General features: G+C 44.8%; 12 protein-coding genes and 1 other annotated feature. Of the genes, 9 read left to right on the top strand and 3 right to left on the bottom strand.

Annotation, left to right across the window (positions count from 1 at the left end; genetic code table 11):
- Positions 1-95 precede the first annotated feature (95 nt).
- Together ccpA and ACL9RM_RS03550 are read left to right on the top strand one after the other, a co-directional pair.
- On the top strand, positions 96-1,103 hold the full coding sequence (gene ccpA, locus ACL9RM_RS03545) for a catabolite control protein A (RefSeq protein ID WP_061828996.1): 1,008 nt from the start codon (positions 96-98) through the stop codon (positions 1,101-1,103).
- A gap of 114 nt (positions 1,104-1,217) precedes the next feature.
- Positions 1,218-1,916, top strand: coding sequence for a 5'-methylthioadenosine/adenosylhomocysteine nucleosidase (locus ACL9RM_RS03550; RefSeq protein ID WP_061828997.1), 699 nt, complete (start codon positions 1,218-1,220; stop codon positions 1,914-1,916).
- A 12-nt stretch (positions 1,917-1,928) separates the two neighbouring features.
- Here the strand turns inward: ACL9RM_RS03550 and ACL9RM_RS03555 are convergent, their stop codons facing one another.
- Positions 1,929-2,561 (bottom strand): GNAT family N-acetyltransferase, encoded by a 633-nt coding sequence (locus ACL9RM_RS03555; RefSeq protein WP_250268776.1) that lies wholly within the window; start codon positions 2,559-2,561, stop codon positions 1,929-1,931.
- Between the two features lie 239 nt (positions 2,562-2,800).
- Between ACL9RM_RS03555 and acsA the strand changes: the two genes are divergently transcribed.
- Positions 2,801-4,516: an acetate--CoA ligase gene (gene acsA, locus ACL9RM_RS03560; RefSeq protein ID WP_250268775.1), complete on the top strand. Its 1,716-nt coding sequence runs from the start codon at positions 2,801-2,803 to the stop codon at positions 4,514-4,516.
- 123 nt (positions 4,517-4,639) lie between these two features.
- Here the strand turns inward: acsA and ACL9RM_RS03565 are convergent, their stop codons facing one another.
- The gene (locus tag ACL9RM_RS03565) at positions 4,640-7,663 is read right to left on the bottom strand and encodes a transglycosylase domain-containing protein (RefSeq protein ID WP_250268774.1); all 3,024 of its coding nucleotides are present in this window, start codon (positions 7,661-7,663) and stop codon (positions 4,640-4,642) included.
- A gap of 135 nt (positions 7,664-7,798) precedes the next feature.
- Positions 7,799-8,065: a binding site (T-box leader), on the top strand.
- 66 nt (positions 8,066-8,131) lie between these two features.
- Here ACL9RM_RS03565 and tyrS point away from each other — a divergent pair.
- Positions 8,132-9,385, top strand: coding sequence for a tyrosine--tRNA ligase (gene tyrS, locus ACL9RM_RS03570; protein ID WP_250268773.1), 1,254 nt, complete (start codon positions 8,132-8,134; stop codon positions 9,383-9,385).
- A 201-nt stretch (positions 9,386-9,586) separates the two neighbouring features.
- Positions 9,587-10,456, top strand: coding sequence for an AraC family transcriptional regulator (locus ACL9RM_RS03575; protein ID WP_250268772.1), 870 nt, complete (start codon positions 9,587-9,589; stop codon positions 10,454-10,456).
- Between the two features lie 77 nt (positions 10,457-10,533).
- Here ACL9RM_RS03575 and rpsD read toward each other — a convergent pair whose 3' ends face one another.
- Complete coding sequence (gene rpsD / locus ACL9RM_RS03580; protein WP_013310919.1) at positions 10,534-11,133, bottom strand: 30S ribosomal protein S4; 600 nt, start codon at positions 11,131-11,133, stop codon at positions 10,534-10,536.
- Positions 11,134-11,568: 435 nt separating this feature from the next.
- Here rpsD and ACL9RM_RS03585 point away from each other — a divergent pair, with 435 nt between their 5' ends.
- The 4 genes from ACL9RM_RS03585 to ACL9RM_RS03600 all read left to right on the top strand — a co-directional run bounded on the left by ACL9RM_RS03585 (position 11,569) and on the right by ACL9RM_RS03600 (position 16,121).
- Positions 11,569-13,554: a sensor domain-containing diguanylate cyclase gene (locus ACL9RM_RS03585; protein WP_250268771.1), complete on the top strand. Its 1,986-nt coding sequence runs from the start codon at positions 11,569-11,571 to the stop codon at positions 13,552-13,554.
- A gap of 218 nt (positions 13,555-13,772) precedes the next feature.
- On the top strand, positions 13,773-14,597 hold the full coding sequence (locus ACL9RM_RS03590) for a hypothetical protein (protein ID WP_165177530.1): 825 nt from the start codon (positions 13,773-13,775) through the stop codon (positions 14,595-14,597).
- A gap of 76 nt (positions 14,598-14,673) precedes the next feature.
- Positions 14,674-15,789 carry an aminopeptidase gene (locus ACL9RM_RS03595; RefSeq protein WP_069289891.1) on the top strand — a complete coding sequence of 372 codons (1,116 nt, stop codon included), beginning with the start codon at positions 14,674-14,676 and terminating at the stop codon, positions 15,787-15,789.
- Positions 15,790-15,878: 89 nt separating this feature from the next.
- On the top strand, positions 15,879-16,121 hold the full coding sequence (locus ACL9RM_RS03600) for an HPr family phosphocarrier protein (RefSeq protein ID WP_061829006.1): 243 nt from the start codon (positions 15,879-15,881) through the stop codon (positions 16,119-16,121).
- Positions 16,122-16,156: the final 35 nt, after the last annotated feature.

The following is a 16,156-nucleotide window of genomic DNA, read 5'->3' on the forward strand; positions in this document are numbered from 1 at the left end:
CTGTCGTTGCATAAAGTAGTATTTTGTCGTATCATGGTTCTAATTAGTTGATCTAGGATTCGGTTGAAAATTTATTGGCAATGGAGAGAAGGAATGTGACGGTAACGATCTATGATGTAGCTCGCGAAGCTGGTGTCTCAATGGCCACAGTGTCCCGCGTAGTTAACAATAATCCTAATGTGAAACCTCAGACCCGCAAGAAAGTGTACGAAGCGATTGAACAATTGGGATATCGTCCAAATGCGGTCGCTAGAGGTCTGGCCAGCAAGAAGACAACGACCGTCGGCGTGGTTATACCGGATATATCGAACTCAATTTTTGCAGAAATTGCGCGCGGTATTGAGGATATAGCGAATATGTATCACTATAATATTATTTTGTGTAATGCCGACAAGCGAAAAGAAAAAGAGATTCGTGTCATCAACACATTGCTTGAAAAGCAAGTGGATGGTCTTCTGTTCATGGGTGGTACAGTAACGGACGAGCATATTCAGGCGTTCCATACAGCTGCGGTCCCTATTGTTCTATGTGCAACGAGTGATGAAAAAGGAAGCTATCCTTCGGTCGATATCGACCATGAAGCCGCTGCTTATGATGCAGTAAACACGTTGATCCGCCATGGACACCGTCAAATCGCAATGATCAGTGGTACGCTTCAAGACCCTGCAAACGGCTATGCACGTTTCCAAGGTTACAAGAGAGCACTGGAAACAGCCGGAATTGATTATCAGGAGGATCTCGTGCGAATCGGGAACTACCGTTATGAATCCGGTGTCGAAGCAATGAAATATTTTCTCGGCCTAAAGAAGAAGCCAAGTGCGATTTTTGCTGCTACGGATGAAATGGCAATTGGTGCGATCCACAGTATTCAGGATGAGGGATTGAAAGTTCCTGATGATTTTTCGGTAATCAGTGTCGACAATATTCGTATGGCCTCTATGGTTCGTCCTCAGCTGACAACCGTCGCGCAACCGATGTACGATTTGGGTGCGGTAGCGATGCGTTTGCTGACCAAGCTGATGAAAAAGGAAAACGTGGAGAACCCTCGCGTTATTTTGCCGCATGAAACTATTTTGCGGTTGTCAGTTAATTATTTAGACTAGACGCAGTGCTGAATAGGATATACCTTCGTTGAAAGCTCCTTTGATGGAGCTTTTTTCGCGGATATAAAGCTTCTTATGGACATCATCATCAAACCAAGAATAGAGGGATGCGTAATGAGCCGACTTTACGGATTAATGGGTGCTATGGATGAAGAAATTGAATTGCTGCTGGCAGCGATGACGGAAGCAAGCAAGACGGTCAAGGCTGGAATCACGTACACTACAGGAATCATTCACGGGCAAAGAGTCGTTGTCTGCAAATCCGGTGTAGGCAAGGTTAATGCTGCAGTAACAACACAAATCCTGATTGATCATTTTGGTGTAGAACAGATTATATTTACGGGAGTGGCAGGGGCCGTTCATCCCGATTTAAACATTGGGGATATTGTCATCTCATCCACATGTATGCAGCATGATATGGATGTAACGCCTTTGGGTTATGCCAGAGGGGTCATTCCTTATCAGGACACCTCAGAGTTTGTGGCTGATCCCGAGCTTGTAAGTCTAGCTGAGCAAGCCTGCAAATCGTTTGGCGATCGTTATATTGTCGGCAAGGTACTTTCTGGCGATCAATTTGTTGCAAGTCGTGAGTTAGTGACTGCATTGCATCAGGAAATGGACGGTGCTTGTACCGAAATGGAAGGTGCAGCTGTGGCTCAGACAGCTCATATGAACGCTGTGCCTTATGTTGTCCTACGGTCTATGTCAGATAAGGCTGATGGATCGGCTCACGTTAATTATGCTGAATTTACGGTAGAAGCTTCACATCGTTCGCATCGTATTGTGGAGTTCATGCTCAAGCATTTGGGCTAATGGTATAATTTTTTAATACATGAATCTTCGGACAAACCGGATATGGTCAAACTGCTCCTGTGATGCAAGGGGCACATCCTTTCCCATTCGTACCATCAGACAGTTAGCAGGATGTGAACATATTTCAGGATCATCCGTGGCGTACCAGACCATATCTACAGTTTTCATCAGACTTTCCATCATGCGGCGGTATTCCCATACGGAGAGGCCGCTGCCTTTTAAATCCCAATGCCAATAGTATTCGGTCGTAAAAATAATATAGGATTCAAGCTGGCCGTCCTCAAAGGCAATCCGAATCATTCGGCTACCCAGGCCCAGACCACGATAGTCATCGGCTACCTCAACAGCTCCAAGTTCCAGTAAATCCTTCATGCCAGCTTCCGACCAGCGCTCCATCTCATCTGGGTAATGAAAAGTAACATATCCCAGGAGAGTTTCCCCGTTGTGGGCAATGATAATTCTGCCTTCTGGCAGTTCCGAAATATCCACTAATGCATCGAACTGTTCCTTTGGTTTGCGAAAGGCATCTAATTGCTTGTGCATTTGAAATGAACGCAGTTGATCCGCGGATACGGGGCCTTCTACATAGATTGTTTGTCCGTTATAATCCAACGTATCCAAGTGGTACAGTTTTAAATGCTGCATGCGTACGCCCTCCTTGTTCGCCATAAGCTCGTTCCTCATATCCCCTACTTATAGCAAAAAAACAATTAAATGAAAAGGATGGTCGTCACATCCTGACCTATGATATACTGTTTTAGACATAAAATGTTCACAATTTAAATCAATCAGTAAACCAAAGGACTTCATCTGCTTTATTGATTTTGTAAGCGTTATCTTGTTCTGTGTGATTCTCATTAATCTATTGTGAGGAGGCTGAACGTATGAAGTTTGAAGAACTCCAGACTGTAGTTCCCACATCCAACATGGGCCCGTATGAACAAGCTTACAACAACTTTCAGTGGGAAGATGCAGAGCGTCATTTTACGTGGTATGAAACAGGCAAGGTAAATATGGCACATGAAGCCATTGATCGACATGTACAGGAAGGACGAGGGGAGAAAGCGGCACTATTGTATTGTGACTCAAACCGTCATGAAACCTACACCTTCTCTCAGCTTCGTGCTAGCTCTAACAGGTTCGGAAATGTGCTTCGCAAATACGGTATTGGTAAAGGGGAGCGGGTGTTTATTTTCATGCCGCGTTCACCCGAGCTGGTTATTAGTTTACTTGGTGTTCTAAAGGTAGGGGCTGTTGTCGGTCCATTGTTTGAGGCGTTTATGGAAACTGCGGTTAAGGATCGATTGGAGGATAGTGGGGCAGTAGCATTAGTGACCACACCTGCGCTTCTGTCACGGGTAAAACGTGAGGAGCTTCCTGAGCTGCGACATATTTTTGTGGTTGGTGATATGGATGAACGCGAGCAGGGAATTATCGATTTTGAGACAGAAATGCTCACATCCTCAGAGGAACTTGAGCCAGAATGGTTGAATCGTGAAGATGGATTAATTATTCACTATACATCAGGCTCAACAGGCAAGCCCAAAGGCGTGTATCATGTGCAAAATGCAATGATTCAGCATTACTATACTGGGAAAATGGTGCTGGATTTGCGAGAAGATGATGTGTATTGGTGTACTGCTGATCCTGGCTGGGTCACGGGAACATCATACGGTATTTTTGCTCCATGGCTAAATGGAGTGACGAATGTCATTCGTGGGGGGCGTTTCAGCCCGGAAGACTGGTACCGCACGATTGAGCGTCACGAAGTGACCATATGGTATAGTGCTCCTACAGCGTTTCGGATGCTGATGAGCGCAGGGGAGCAGGTTGTTTCCAAATATGATCTTAGCAGTCTGCGGCATGTTTTATCCGTTGGGGAACCGCTGAATCCAGAAGTGGTGCGATGGGGATGGCAAGTGTATACACAACGCATTCATGATACTTGGTGGATGACAGAAACAGGAGCACAGTTGATCTGTAATTACCCTGAGCTGCCGATTAAGCCAGGTTCGATGGGAAAGCCACTCCCAGGTATCCAAGCTGCTATTTTGGACGACAGAGGGCAGGTGTTGCCTCCTAACCGGATGGGCCACTTGGCGATCCGTACACCATGGCCATCCATGATGAATCGTATATGGAACAATCCGAACAAGTTTCAGGAATATTTCCGCTTTCCCGGTTGGTATGTATCGGGTGATTCAGCTTACATGGATGAGGACGGATATTTCTGGTTTCAGGGTAGGATTGATGATGTCATTAACTCCTCCGGGGAGCGCATCGGCCCTTTTGAGGTGGAGAGCAAGCTTCTGGAGCATCCTGCTGTAGCGGAAGCCGGAGTTATTGGAAAACCAGATACCGTGCGGGGAGAGATTATCAAAGCTTTTGTTGCACTGCGTGAAGGCTATGCACCGTCTGAAGCTTTAAAGCAGGACATCTATCGCTTCGTTAAGGAAGGGCTGTCTGCTCATGCTGCTCCACGCGAAATTGAGTTTAAGGAAAAGTTACCCAAAACCCGTTCCGGTAAAATTATGAGACGCGTGTTGAAAGCCTGGGAGCTTAACCTTCCTACAGGTGACTTATCCACCATAGAGGATTGAAGTGCTCTGCATATTAGAATTAAAAAAGGGAGTCTCCAAAGCCTTAATGGCTAAGGGGACTCCCTTTTTGTTAGGGCAAATCTCATCTTCACCCAACCTATCACTTTCTGCTTTTGTCTTCAGTTATGGACGGACGGCTCCGGAAGGAGCCGATTCCCCCATGGCATTCATGGAAGTGACACGAAACCAACCTTTTAGCTTTTTCCCTGACTTATATTCAAAGCTGGTAGATGCGGTAGAGCCTATGTTTGTAAAAGGCTCCGCACCGTTTTCGCTGTAATACACGTTATAGCCTGTAATAGCGTCCGCAGATTTACCTGCGCTCCATTGGAGCGCTACGGATGAGCCAGCGGCTTTAGCTTGAGGCTGTCCAGGGGCAGTAGGAACCTCTGTAGGCTGCGCACCTGTTCCATCTCCCTCGCCCGGAACGTTTGGAGACTCAGAATCTGCAGGTGGCACCACAGGTGCTGCGCTTGCTTTCGTGCTTGGCCCGGACTCATGACCGCCCACATCAACGGCAGTCACGTAGTAGCTGGAGCTGCTGCCTCCAGGGCTGTCAGAGAACACCTTGGAGCTGTCAGCCATAACGACCTTGCCAAGCCGTTGGAAGCTACCCCCATCTGTAGAACGATACAGACGGTATCCTACGACGTCGCTGTTTCCGCTTGGGCTAAAGCTGATTATGGCTTTACCGTCACTATAGCTTACGTTGACGCTAGATGGAGCGTTAGGAGCTGCTCCATCGTCCTTGCGTGGATCAATCTGAGTAGGAGCTTCCTTATCTGCATCCTGAGGTAGATAGTAGGACAACGAATTATGTCGTCTCATCACCTTAAAGGCTTGCTGAAGCTCTTTAATCAATTCTGAGATTGACTTTTCCCGTTTCCTAACGGTCCGTTCATATAACATATCATCCGGTGTACCATCGCGTGGAATATAATTCACACCTTGGTAGGTAATATATTTCGCACGGCTCACACCATTTTCACTGTTTTTAGGTGGATACTTACTGTTATAAATGTCCGAACCATATGCGGATGCTGTACGGCTTACAATGCCGTCAGGTCTCTTGAAGCTGTCCGTTTGGAACAGCTGAGCATCTTTAGCTGTTACTTCATTCATGATTAGAGCCCATAAGCGGCGAGCCCGCTCTTTTTGGACTTTCGTTTCAAGCTTATTGACAGGTTGCTTGTAACCAACCCATACACCTAGTGTGACGTCAGGCGTAAAGCCCTCGAACCAAACATCAGTGTAGGATTGCGTAGTGCCTGTCTTGCCGGCAATCGGAATCTTACCGGATTGATCAAAGTTCCGCTTCACCAGTCTGCCTGTGCCTTCCGACACGGCTGTACGCAACATATCTGTCATCAGGTAGGCGGTTTGCGGTGAGAAGGCCTGCACAGGATTAGGCTGATGCTTATATACAATATTGCCTTGCGAATCCACAATCTTTTCGATCATATAGGCATCATTAAACACACCGCCATTTGGAATGGCTCCATATGCATTCGTGAGTTCCTCGACGGTCACCCCGTGGGCTAAGCCGCCAAGTACACCCGTTTGGGCGTTGTTATCACTAGATTCCAAGGTGGTGATACCCAGTTTTTTAGCAAAAGCCCAAGCATTGCTAATCCCTACTTTTTCGTTAAACAGCTTGAGTGCTATCGTATTAAGCGATTGATTCAGTGCATAACGCGCCGTGACCAATCCTTGATAGCGGTTGTTAGAATTTTTCGGAATGTGATATCCATTACTGCCATCTTTCAAAATAATAGGGGCATCATCCACGATACTACCAGGCTGCACAAGACCGCTGTCCAATGCAGGGAGATAGGCAGCAATCGGTTTCATTGCCGAACCCGGCTGACGTACCATCTGGGTGGCATAATTCATCTGCTCCTTTTGGAAGTCCCGACCTTCCATCATTCCAAGAATGGCGCCTGTTTTATGCTGAATCAAAATAGCCGCTGCTTGTTCGTCACCCTTGGTTTTATTAGTGGCAGAGAAGTTGTTTTTATTTTCTGCAATTTGACGCATAGATTTGTATACGCTCTTATCAATAGTGGTGTACACCATATAACCGCCTGTGCGAAGTTGCTGTTCGGCTTCTTTGAGTAAATCGTTATCATCCTTGGTCTTGGTATCTGCACTGGCATTAGCTGCTTGACCCGGATTGGTGACAGACATGAGTGCCTGCGCAGCTTGTCGTTCTGTTTCCATCATAAGGTATGGATAGGTGTTATAAGCTTTAACAGTGCGTGGTGCGAGAGATTTTTTGATATCAAAAGCCATCGCTTCATCATACTGTGCTTTATTGATTTTGTTCTCCTCCAGCATTCGACTGAGTACTAGGTGCTGGCGATTGATGGCTCTTTTAAAGCCAGCTTCATTAAACTCACCCTTACCATTGAAAGCAGAATAAGAAGAAGGAAGCTGTGGCAAACCTGCTAGATAGGCAGCCTGGGCTATATTAAGCTCGTTCAGATCATTCTCATTAAAGATACCTTTTGCCGCTGCTTTAATGCCAAAGACGTTGTAACCGCTTGAACCATTACCAAAAGGTACTTTATTGAGATAGGCCGTAATAATTTGTTGCTTGCTTAGGAAGCGCTCAAGGCGCAGAGACAGCAAAATTTCTTTGACCTTGCGGTCATCCGTGCGATCGAGATTTAGAAAGACACGACGCGCAAGCTGCTGGGTGAGGGTACTACCCCCGGTTTGTACGGATTCATGCAGCGCCTTTTGCTTCACAGCACGCAGCGTTCCCGACAGATCGACACCTTTATGCTCGTAAAAATGATTATCTTCAATGGCAATGACTGCGTCAATGACGAGTTGTGGAATCTCCTTAAACGTGACAGGTCTTCGATCTTCTTCTGTCCGAAGTTGTCCGATGGGAGAGCCATCATTGAAATAAGCGAAGCCTGTGATTGCATTCTTATCTACTTCCTGTAGGATCATGGATCTGGAACGCACGGGTTCGCTTTTTACAATAGAAGCAACATAGCCGGCGGCGGCTCCTCCTGCAAATAGTGCCCCCATAAAACCGATGATGACGACCCACTTTATGACACGGCCGAGCCTTCGCATGGTTGTCCGCAAGCGGGAAGGCTTTGGCTCTGATACATTGTTTTTTTCTTCAACCATTAAGTCTTCCTCCTTTATAACAGCCATTATTATAGCATAAAATTACAAAATGAACCCATATGCTAAAAAGCCTGTCTTTTGGTGTCGTTGACTACATAAAAGCAGTGTGTTATAAATAGGTCAAAGTAAATATCGTGAAAAGCAGAGAAAGACTTCAGTAGAAGGCGGATTCACGTTGTACAGAGAGCCGATGGGTGGTGTGAATCGGTAGCGTCCCTCCTTTGAATTACCGTCTGGAGCTGTCTGGATGAATGGAAAGCATTTGCAGGTTTGCGAAGCTATCATAGTAATCCAGTACCGGGTGTAGGCCCGTTATAGGAATGAAGTGAAAGAAATGTCTGTCTTTGACATGCGTTTCTTTAATTAGGGTGGTAACGCGAGCAGCTCCTTCTCGTCCCTTGGGATGAAAGGGGCTTTTTGGTTTGTCTAATATGTTATATTTTGGATGGAAAATAGGAGGTATACAGGATGAAGTGGGAAGAATTGAAGCCGGAGCAACAGGTAGAGGTCGAGCGACAGTTAGAGGTGATACAGCGGGGTGTGGCGGAAATTGTTCCGGAGGATGAGCTGAAGCGTAAGGTTATCAAATCAGTCGTTAGCGGCGAGCCACTCAAAATTAAGCTGGGTCTTGATCCATCTGCGCCTGACATTCACATCGGACATACGGTTGTTATGCACAAACTGCGCCAGTTCCAGGAATTAGGCCATCAAGTGCAACTGATTATCGGAGATTTTACAGGCAGAATTGGTGATCCGACAGGTAAATCGGAGACTCGCAAGCAACTGACTGAGGAAGATGTACAGCGTAATGCACAAACGTACAAGGAACAAATTTTTAAAATTCTCGATCCTGAAAAAACAAAGGTATTCTACAATTCCGAATGGTTAGGGCCAATGTCTTTTGCTGATGTAGTAACCCTGTCGGCCAAAGTAACGGTTGCCCGTATGTTGGAACGGGATGATTTTACAAAAAGGTACCAAAACGGATTGCCGATCAGCATCCATGAGTTCTTTTACCCGCTGATGCAGGGCATGGATTCCGTGGCTCTCCAAAGCGATATTGAATTGGGGGGGACGGATCAGAAGTTTAATCTGCTAATGGGCAGAACCCTGCAAAAAGAATACGGAGTTGAGCCGCAGGCTACGATTACATTACCATTGCTTGAAGGGCTGGATGGCGTCCAGAAGATGAGCAAAAGTTTGGGGAACTACATTGGTGTTGATGAGGAGCCGAACGAAATATACGGTAAGTCCATGTCCGTTCCTGACGAGCTGATGCTGAAATATTTTGAGCTTGCAACGGATATCAACAACGAGGAGCTGGCAGAGCTGGCGAAAGGTGTTAAGGACGGCTCAGTGCATCCACGTGATGCCAAAATGAAGCTGGCTGGAACGTTAGTGCGCATGTACCATGGTGAAGAAGCAGAGGAAGCAGCGAAGCAGCATTTTGTGACCGTATTCCAGCAACGTGCGCTGCCTGACGATATTGAAGAGTTCACCTTGACGGCTGATCAGTTAGAAGAAGGTGGCATTCGTGTGATCCAGTTGCTGACTCATCTGGGCTTTGCAGCATCTAACGGTGAAGCCAAGCGCAGTATTCAGCAGGGTTCGGTCAAAATTAACGAAGAGAAATGGACCGATGTGAACGAAGCATACATGCCGAAGGAAGGCGACATTGTGCAGGTAGGTAAACGGAAATTTGCTAAAATCAAGCTTGGATAATGAAAATATATTCAAAAGCAGCGTTGAGATTGTATCGATCTCAGCGTTGCTTTTTTATTTCTGCAAAGTGAAAAGTCATGGTAAACTTAGCACAAATAATCAAACATGTAGGTAAAGAGTTATACATAATGAAAACGTGGGTTGCACAATTTCGGTGTAGGATCGATAACCAAAACAATTACAAGTGCGGGGAAGGATTATATGGACTACTTTAAACGAATTCAGTGTGCGATTGAGTTTATTGAATTGAATCTCCGGGAGGATCTAAAAATTGCCGATATTGCTTCACAGGCATGCTTTTCAGCTTTTCATTTCCAGCGGGTTTTTCAGGCCATTTCGGGTTTTACGGTTCAACAATATATAAGAAGGAGAAGATTGTCCGAGGCGGCTGAACAGCTAAAACAATCCAATCAAAAAGTGTTGGACGTTGCTATTGAGTATCAGTACAACTCACAAGAGGCTTTTACCCGCGCTTTTGAAAAGAATTTTGGGATCACCCCTGGGAAGTATCGTAACGGTGATATTGAGCTTCCTGAGCAAAGTAAAATCAATTTTCTGGATTACCAAAAAAATACGATGGGGGATTTGGATGTGAATAAGCCGGTGATATTGCAGCTCGAAACGGTCAAAATTGTAGGATATGAATATAAAACAAACCTGAATAATGAGCAGCACTATAAAGAAATCCCAGGATTTTATGGACACTTTGGAGCAAATGAATATTTTATGTGTATCCCGAACAAAATTGCACCGGGAATGTCATATGGGGTTGCCTGTCGATTTGAAGACAACGGTGCATTTTCATTTGTGGTGGGCGAGGCAGTTGAAAAAGAGTCAAAAGAACTGGCAGAGGGTTTCATATATATGGAGATTCCAGCAGGGAAGTATGCTGAGTTTGACGCTTCGGGTTCAGATGGACGGGTTCAGAATATACGAGACTTTATCTATGGCACATGGCTTCCTAATTCTAATTTTGAACGGAGGGAGGGGCCTGATTTTGAAATTACGGACGTGATGAATTCCTCCTATCCAGATCATTTGAGTATGAAGGTATACATCCCCATTGAATAAAACCCTCAGGCTCGATGCATAGAGAATATAAAAAGCACCCGAATAAATTCGGGTGCTTTTTGGTGCTAATGCAAGGATTAGCGGTTGTAGAATTCGACGATTTGTTTTTCATCGATATCTTGGGACAATTCGCCACGCTCAGGCAAACGAATGAATTTACCTTCCAGAGCTGCGTCATTGTACTCCAGGTAAGCTACCAAGTGGTTGCGGTTTTCCAAAGCTTCTTTGATGGAAGACAGGGAACGACTTCTTTCACGAAGACCGATCACGTCGCCAGGGCTTACTTGGTAAGAAGCGATGTCAACTTTTTTACCGTTCACAGTAACGTGACCGTGAGCTACCAATTGACGTGCGCCTGCACGGGAATTAGCAAAGCCAAGACGGAATACAAGGTTGTCCAGACGGCTTTCCAGCAAGAACATAAAGTTTTCACCAGCGATACCGTGCATGTGTTGAGCTTTGTTGAACAGGGTACGGAATTGTTTTTCACCCAAGCCGTACATGTGACGCAGCTTTTGTTTCTCTTGAAGCTGCATACCGTAGTTGCTGATTTTTCTCCGTTGGTTTGCACCATGTTGTCCCGGAGGGAAAGGGCGTTTCAATTCTTTACCTGTGCCGCTCAGGGAAATACCGAGACGACGGCTCAATTTAAATTTAGGACCAGTGTAACGTGCCATTATAGAGTTAACTCCTTCATAATTAAAATTTGAGTGGGGCTCTCTTTGCGCTCCAATTTGTTCGGCGCTACCTATTAAGGTAAGACGCACTACTGACAGAAAAGTTCAGCCGCTGTCCTGTCAGCAACAAAAAAGATGAGGGTGACACAAACTGTTACGCCCAAAATTTAAGATCCGCACAGTAGATAGTTCTGCCGTACAGTCTTTTTCAATAATATATACTATATGTAAGAGTAGGTCAATGTCAAGAAGAGAAAAAGAATGAAAACGTCAAAATTTGTCGATAGGGCTTTAGAACTAAAAAAGTGGGACGAATTTCTGAAAAATGGATGCAAATTTCTAAAGTTGAGAGTAAAATAGATCATATTATGAGCTATAGTGGTGTATAGCCGCTGTCTTGGTACAGCTAACTTTGCTGTGAAGGAGCGCCTTAATATGTCGGAATTTTCAACAACGGATCAGCAAATGCTTGACAGTAAAACAGTCCAGGCTAGCGGTGCTCCGCTGTTTGATGATAAAGGATATACGTCTTTTGCCTGGCTCCAGAACATGGATATGACACCCTATGATTTCCCCTATATTAATCAGCTTCTTGTCCAAGGATATCGGAGTTGGTTACAGCAGAGCAATGGTATATCCTGGATTAACGAAGAGTATACTGCTGTTTTTAATTTTATAGGTGTTCGTGTTGCTGGTAGGGAAGAAGATGATGACGAGGATTTGGATTTGGTCGAACGTTGTTGCATATCTAGAGAGGTGGAAGTGAGCCAACGCAAACTTCGTGATGGAAGCCTTGCGTTTGTGTTTATGGTTCCCATACTATGCCGTAATTATAAGAGGGAGCCCTTTGCCGCTCTTCGTTTTACACGGCCTGCTCAACATTCTGTCTCAAATCAGGACACATTGTTAGTAGCTGCTTTACATTTTAAATCCTGCTTTTACTCGAAGTTTGAGTACATATTTATGGAAGATATCCTTGGGATGCAGAATCGAAGCGATCGTGAAGGTAGACGCCGTTCTATTTTATTTCAGATTGTAAAACGGATGCATGACAAAATTGACGTGGAAGGCGTGCTGGATGAGGTATTCGGGAGCATCGCCTATTTGTTTCCCCATGTAGATATCACCTTGTACATGAGTCAGGATCGACACAGTCGCAATCCGCAGGTCAAACCTTTGCTGCTGCATGAACGGGATGAAGATGTATGCGTCCGTGCATTTATGAAAGGGCAAATGGCTGTGAACGAGCCTGTCGGTACACAAGATGAAATAACTGAAATCGCCATCCCATTACGTGGCAAGCAGGGTGTATATGGTGTTTTCCATATGATTCTTCCATCGGGTGCGGATAGTATGAAAAAAGTGGATGTAGAGCTGATTGCCATGATGGCGGATACGGCTGGTACTGCATTTGAAAATGCGAAGCTGCTTGAGCAATCGAATGTACTTATCCATGAATTGCGTCTCATTAATGAACTGGTTCAGCGCTTGAATCAGAGCCTGAAGTTAAATGAAATATTTGAATTTGCCGTGCAGGAGTTATTAAAAATGTTCATGGCGGACTTTTGTTGTATTGTACAGCTTGATCAGGATGGAAACTGTTTTAAAGTCATGTCGAGTAATGTGGAAAGCTTAAGACTGGAAAGTTACCCTCTTGAAGATGGATTTGCTGGGCTGATACGCTTAACAGGAGAACCAGTGATTGTGTCGGACTATAGAAAGGATGGAAAGATATCCTCTCATTTTATGGATGCGACAGACTCCCAGTCTTTGATGGTTGTACCTATGAAGACCAGCGGTACTCCTAAAGGGGTTATACTATTGTCCAGCAAGCTTCCACACTCTTTCTCTTACGATAATTACAAAATGCTGCAAATGCTAGCCCCTCATATCGGATTGGCGGTAACCAATGCTATGCTGCACGCTGAAGTGCGGCGGTTGGCTAATATGGATATGTTAACAGGTCTGTATGTACGTCACTATGTGGACCAAATCATTCAGCAACATCAGGAAAAGGATTTCTGTGGATCTCTTATTTTGGTAGATATTGATCAATTCAAACAGGTGAATGATACGCATGGGCATCAGACGGGTGACGAAATTTTGAAAAGCGTCAGCAATATCGTTCGTTCGGCGACTCGCGATGAGGATGTATGTGCAAGATGGGGCGGCGAGGAGCTTGCCATTTATTTACCACAGCTGGGGGTTCAGCAGGCGCTCGAATATGCAGAAAAAATACGTTACCGTGTGCAGCATGAAACCGAGCCTCAGGTGACTGTTTCTTGCGGGATTGCTGAATGGAACTGGCTGGATGAGCAGATCAGTATTGAATCTTTATTTTATAGGGCTGATATGGCCTTGTACGAAGCGAAAAATGAAGGACGCAATCGAATAGTTGTTGATCATGTAGCCAATGTGTAGAGAATATTCCATAGGGAATGTTCTCTTTTTGTCTTGCATAACCCATTGCAGACAGGTAATCCTAGACGTAGCTATATCGTGTGTATGATTGAATTATAGGGAAAACACGATAAAGTGAACCAGGTAGCATAACTGCCTTGAAGCAGGCTTATTGCTCATGAGTACAGTTATGTTCAGGATAGGACGGATGATGGATGTATTGGAGAAAGCAATGGGTGATGCAGGTTTGTGTGTTCCTTGTAATAGGTGTGTTAAGTGGTTGTGCACTGGATCGACAATATACTCCTGAGCAGATTTTTAAGAGAGCTGTTGCAGGAATGGCCGGCAAAGAGATGGTAACGTTTACTGGACGGACTGCAATTAGAGCTGACAGTGGTCTGCCGACGAATAAGCAGTTTGAATATCGCGGTAGGCTAAGAAATCACGATGAATTGACCATGCACTGGGGCTCTGCAGTGGCTTTTCGTAAGCAAGGTGGCTACGCAGCTCTGCAACAAGGTAAGTCCGAGCATGATGTTACACAAGAACGTTTTCTTCGTCAGAGTGGAAAATGGGTTGCGCTGACATCCGGTTATCCCCCTCTGGTTGGAAATGGTATGTTAAATCGCTTCAATCCGATTCAGGAGCTTGAGGAATTAAATACACTGAATAAGAGCATTCGTATGGAAACGGGAGCTGCCCGGGGAACTTGGGTGTTGAGGATTGAACCGGAATCTGCTTCGGCAAAGCGCTGGTTGAAAGATCGTTTAATAAAAGAAATGAATACTTTAAACCCTCAAATCGGGATATTAAAAACGCAGCATACAGGAACGAATCGAGAACTGCAAAAGAAGTTGAGCCAAATATGGGCACAAAGTTGTGAGGATATGAGCAACCAGCTGGAGCAATCCATTGTGCGTACTGTGTATCATCTGACCATAGATCGCCAAACAGGTTTACCCTTAAAGCTTTCATCGGAATGCAGGATTTCCCGACAAGGAGCGAATGAAGAACTGCATCAAGAGGCTTTGATAACCAGAGTTACTTTTAAGGACTACAAGTAACGTGGCGGGCATGATACAATGAATTTTGAATTAACCATTGTTCAAAAAGAATGAAATAGAGAAGGAGAGACACTACATGAAAGATCCTAGAATACTTAAGCTGGCAGAAAATCTGGTCGGTTACTCTGTTGAAGTGCAGCCTGGAGAAAATGTATTGATCGAAATGATTGGTACAGAGCGCGACTTGCTTAACGCCGTCATTCATGAAGTTGGTAAAAAAGGTGGGAATGTTTTTGTACAACTTACAGACCGTAAGGTACAGAGCGCCATGCTTCGTCACGCGACAAAGGAGATGCTGGAGACCTGGGCTGAGATTGACCTTAACCGGATGAAGCAAATGCACTGCTACATCGGAATTCGTGCAGGTGAAAATGTAAATGATCTGTCAGATGTGCCGGAAGATAAAATGAAAATGTATAATTCCATTTATCAGCATGCGGTACATAGCGAACAACGGGTGAAACACACTAAATGGGTAGTGCTGCGTTATCCGAATGACAGCATGGCTCAATTGGCAAATATCAGCACAGAAGCGTTCGAAGATTTTTATTTCGATGTGTGTAATCTGGATTATGCAAAAATGGACAAAGCTCAAGATGCATTGGCAGACCTGATGAATCGGACGGACAAGGTACGGATCAGCGGACCGGGTACGGATTTGAATTTCTCTATTAAGCAAATCGGAGCTATCAAGTGTTCAGGTCAATGCAATATCCCGGATGGCGAAGTATACAGCGCGCCTGTACGTGATTCCGTTAACGGAACTATCAGCTATAATGCACAAACCCTGTATAATGGTATTACTTTTGAAAATGTTAAATTCCGTTTTGAAAATGGTAAGATCGTGGAAGCGACGAGTAACGATACGAAGCGGCTGAATGATATTCTCGATTCTGACGAGGGAGCACGTTATATTGGCGAGTTTGCCATCGGATTTAATCCGCACATTTTACATCCAATGAAGGATATTTTGTTTGACGAGAAAATCGCCGGCAGCTTGCATTTTACACCGGGTCAAGCTTATGAAACAGCGGATAACGGTAATCGTTCATCGATCCACTGGGATTTGGTGTTGATACAGCGTCCAGAATATGGCGGTGGTGAAATTTATTTTGACGATGTTTTGATTCGTAAAGACGGCATCTTTGTACTGCCTGAGCTGGAGCCATTAAACCCTGAGAATTTAAAATAACGATATCCGTTCTTGCTGAGAAAGCGATTTCAATGTATTATTATGGGTGAGTAACGATACATGACAATTCAGTAAAGCGAGGGATCTCTATGTCCAATAATAACGCGGCGGTTGTTGAAATTGCACAGACGGCGAGCAAGTTCACCTCTTCCATCGTCCTTCATTCCGAAAATAAGTATATTGATGTGAAAAGTATACTGGGCTTGTTTACGACCCTAGTCAGCAGCCATAGCTATGAACTACACGTTCATGGACCAGATGCGGAGGAAGCTAAGAAAGCGATCATCGAGGTATTCAAGAAGCACGGACTTCATATTTCAGTAGCCAGCTAACTTTATTCTTGAAGCAAAAGCATCCCTACCTGTAA

Origin of the sequence: Paenibacillus sp. S29 (assembly GCF_049319765.1) — a bacterium.
Classification (GTDB): Bacteria; Bacillota; Bacilli; order Paenibacillales; family Paenibacillaceae; genus Paenibacillus; species Paenibacillus polymyxa_B.

Coding starts and splice junctions, on each gene's coding strand:
- ACL9RM_RS03550 (WP_061828997.1), top strand. CDS start 1,218: ATGAGCCGACTTTACGGATTAATGGGTGCTATGGATGAAGAAATTGAA.
- ACL9RM_RS03555 (WP_250268776.1), bottom strand. CDS start 2,561: ATGCAGCATTTAAAACTGTACCACTTGGATACGTTGGATTATAACGGA.
- acsA (WP_250268775.1), top strand. CDS start 2,801: ATGAAGTTTGAAGAACTCCAGACTGTAGTTCCCACATCCAACATGGGC.
- ACL9RM_RS03565 (WP_250268774.1), bottom strand. CDS start 7,663: ATGGTTGAAGAAAAAAACAATGTATCAGAGCCAAAGCCTTCCCGCTTG.
- tyrS (WP_250268773.1), top strand. CDS start 8,132: ATGAAGTGGGAAGAATTGAAGCCGGAGCAACAGGTAGAGGTCGAGCGA.
- ACL9RM_RS03575 (WP_250268772.1), top strand. CDS start 9,587: ATGGACTACTTTAAACGAATTCAGTGTGCGATTGAGTTTATTGAATTG.
- rpsD (WP_013310919.1), bottom strand. CDS start 11,133: ATGGCACGTTACACTGGTCCTAAATTTAAATTGAGCCGTCGTCTCGGT.
- ACL9RM_RS03585 (WP_250268771.1), top strand. CDS start 11,569: ATGTCGGAATTTTCAACAACGGATCAGCAAATGCTTGACAGTAAAACA.
- ACL9RM_RS03590 (WP_165177530.1), top strand. CDS start 13,773: ATGCAGGTTTGTGTGTTCCTTGTAATAGGTGTGTTAAGTGGTTGTGCA.
- ACL9RM_RS03595 (WP_069289891.1), top strand. CDS start 14,674: ATGAAAGATCCTAGAATACTTAAGCTGGCAGAAAATCTGGTCGGTTAC.
- ACL9RM_RS03600 (WP_061829006.1), top strand. CDS start 15,879: ATGTCCAATAATAACGCGGCGGTTGTTGAAATTGCACAGACGGCGAGC.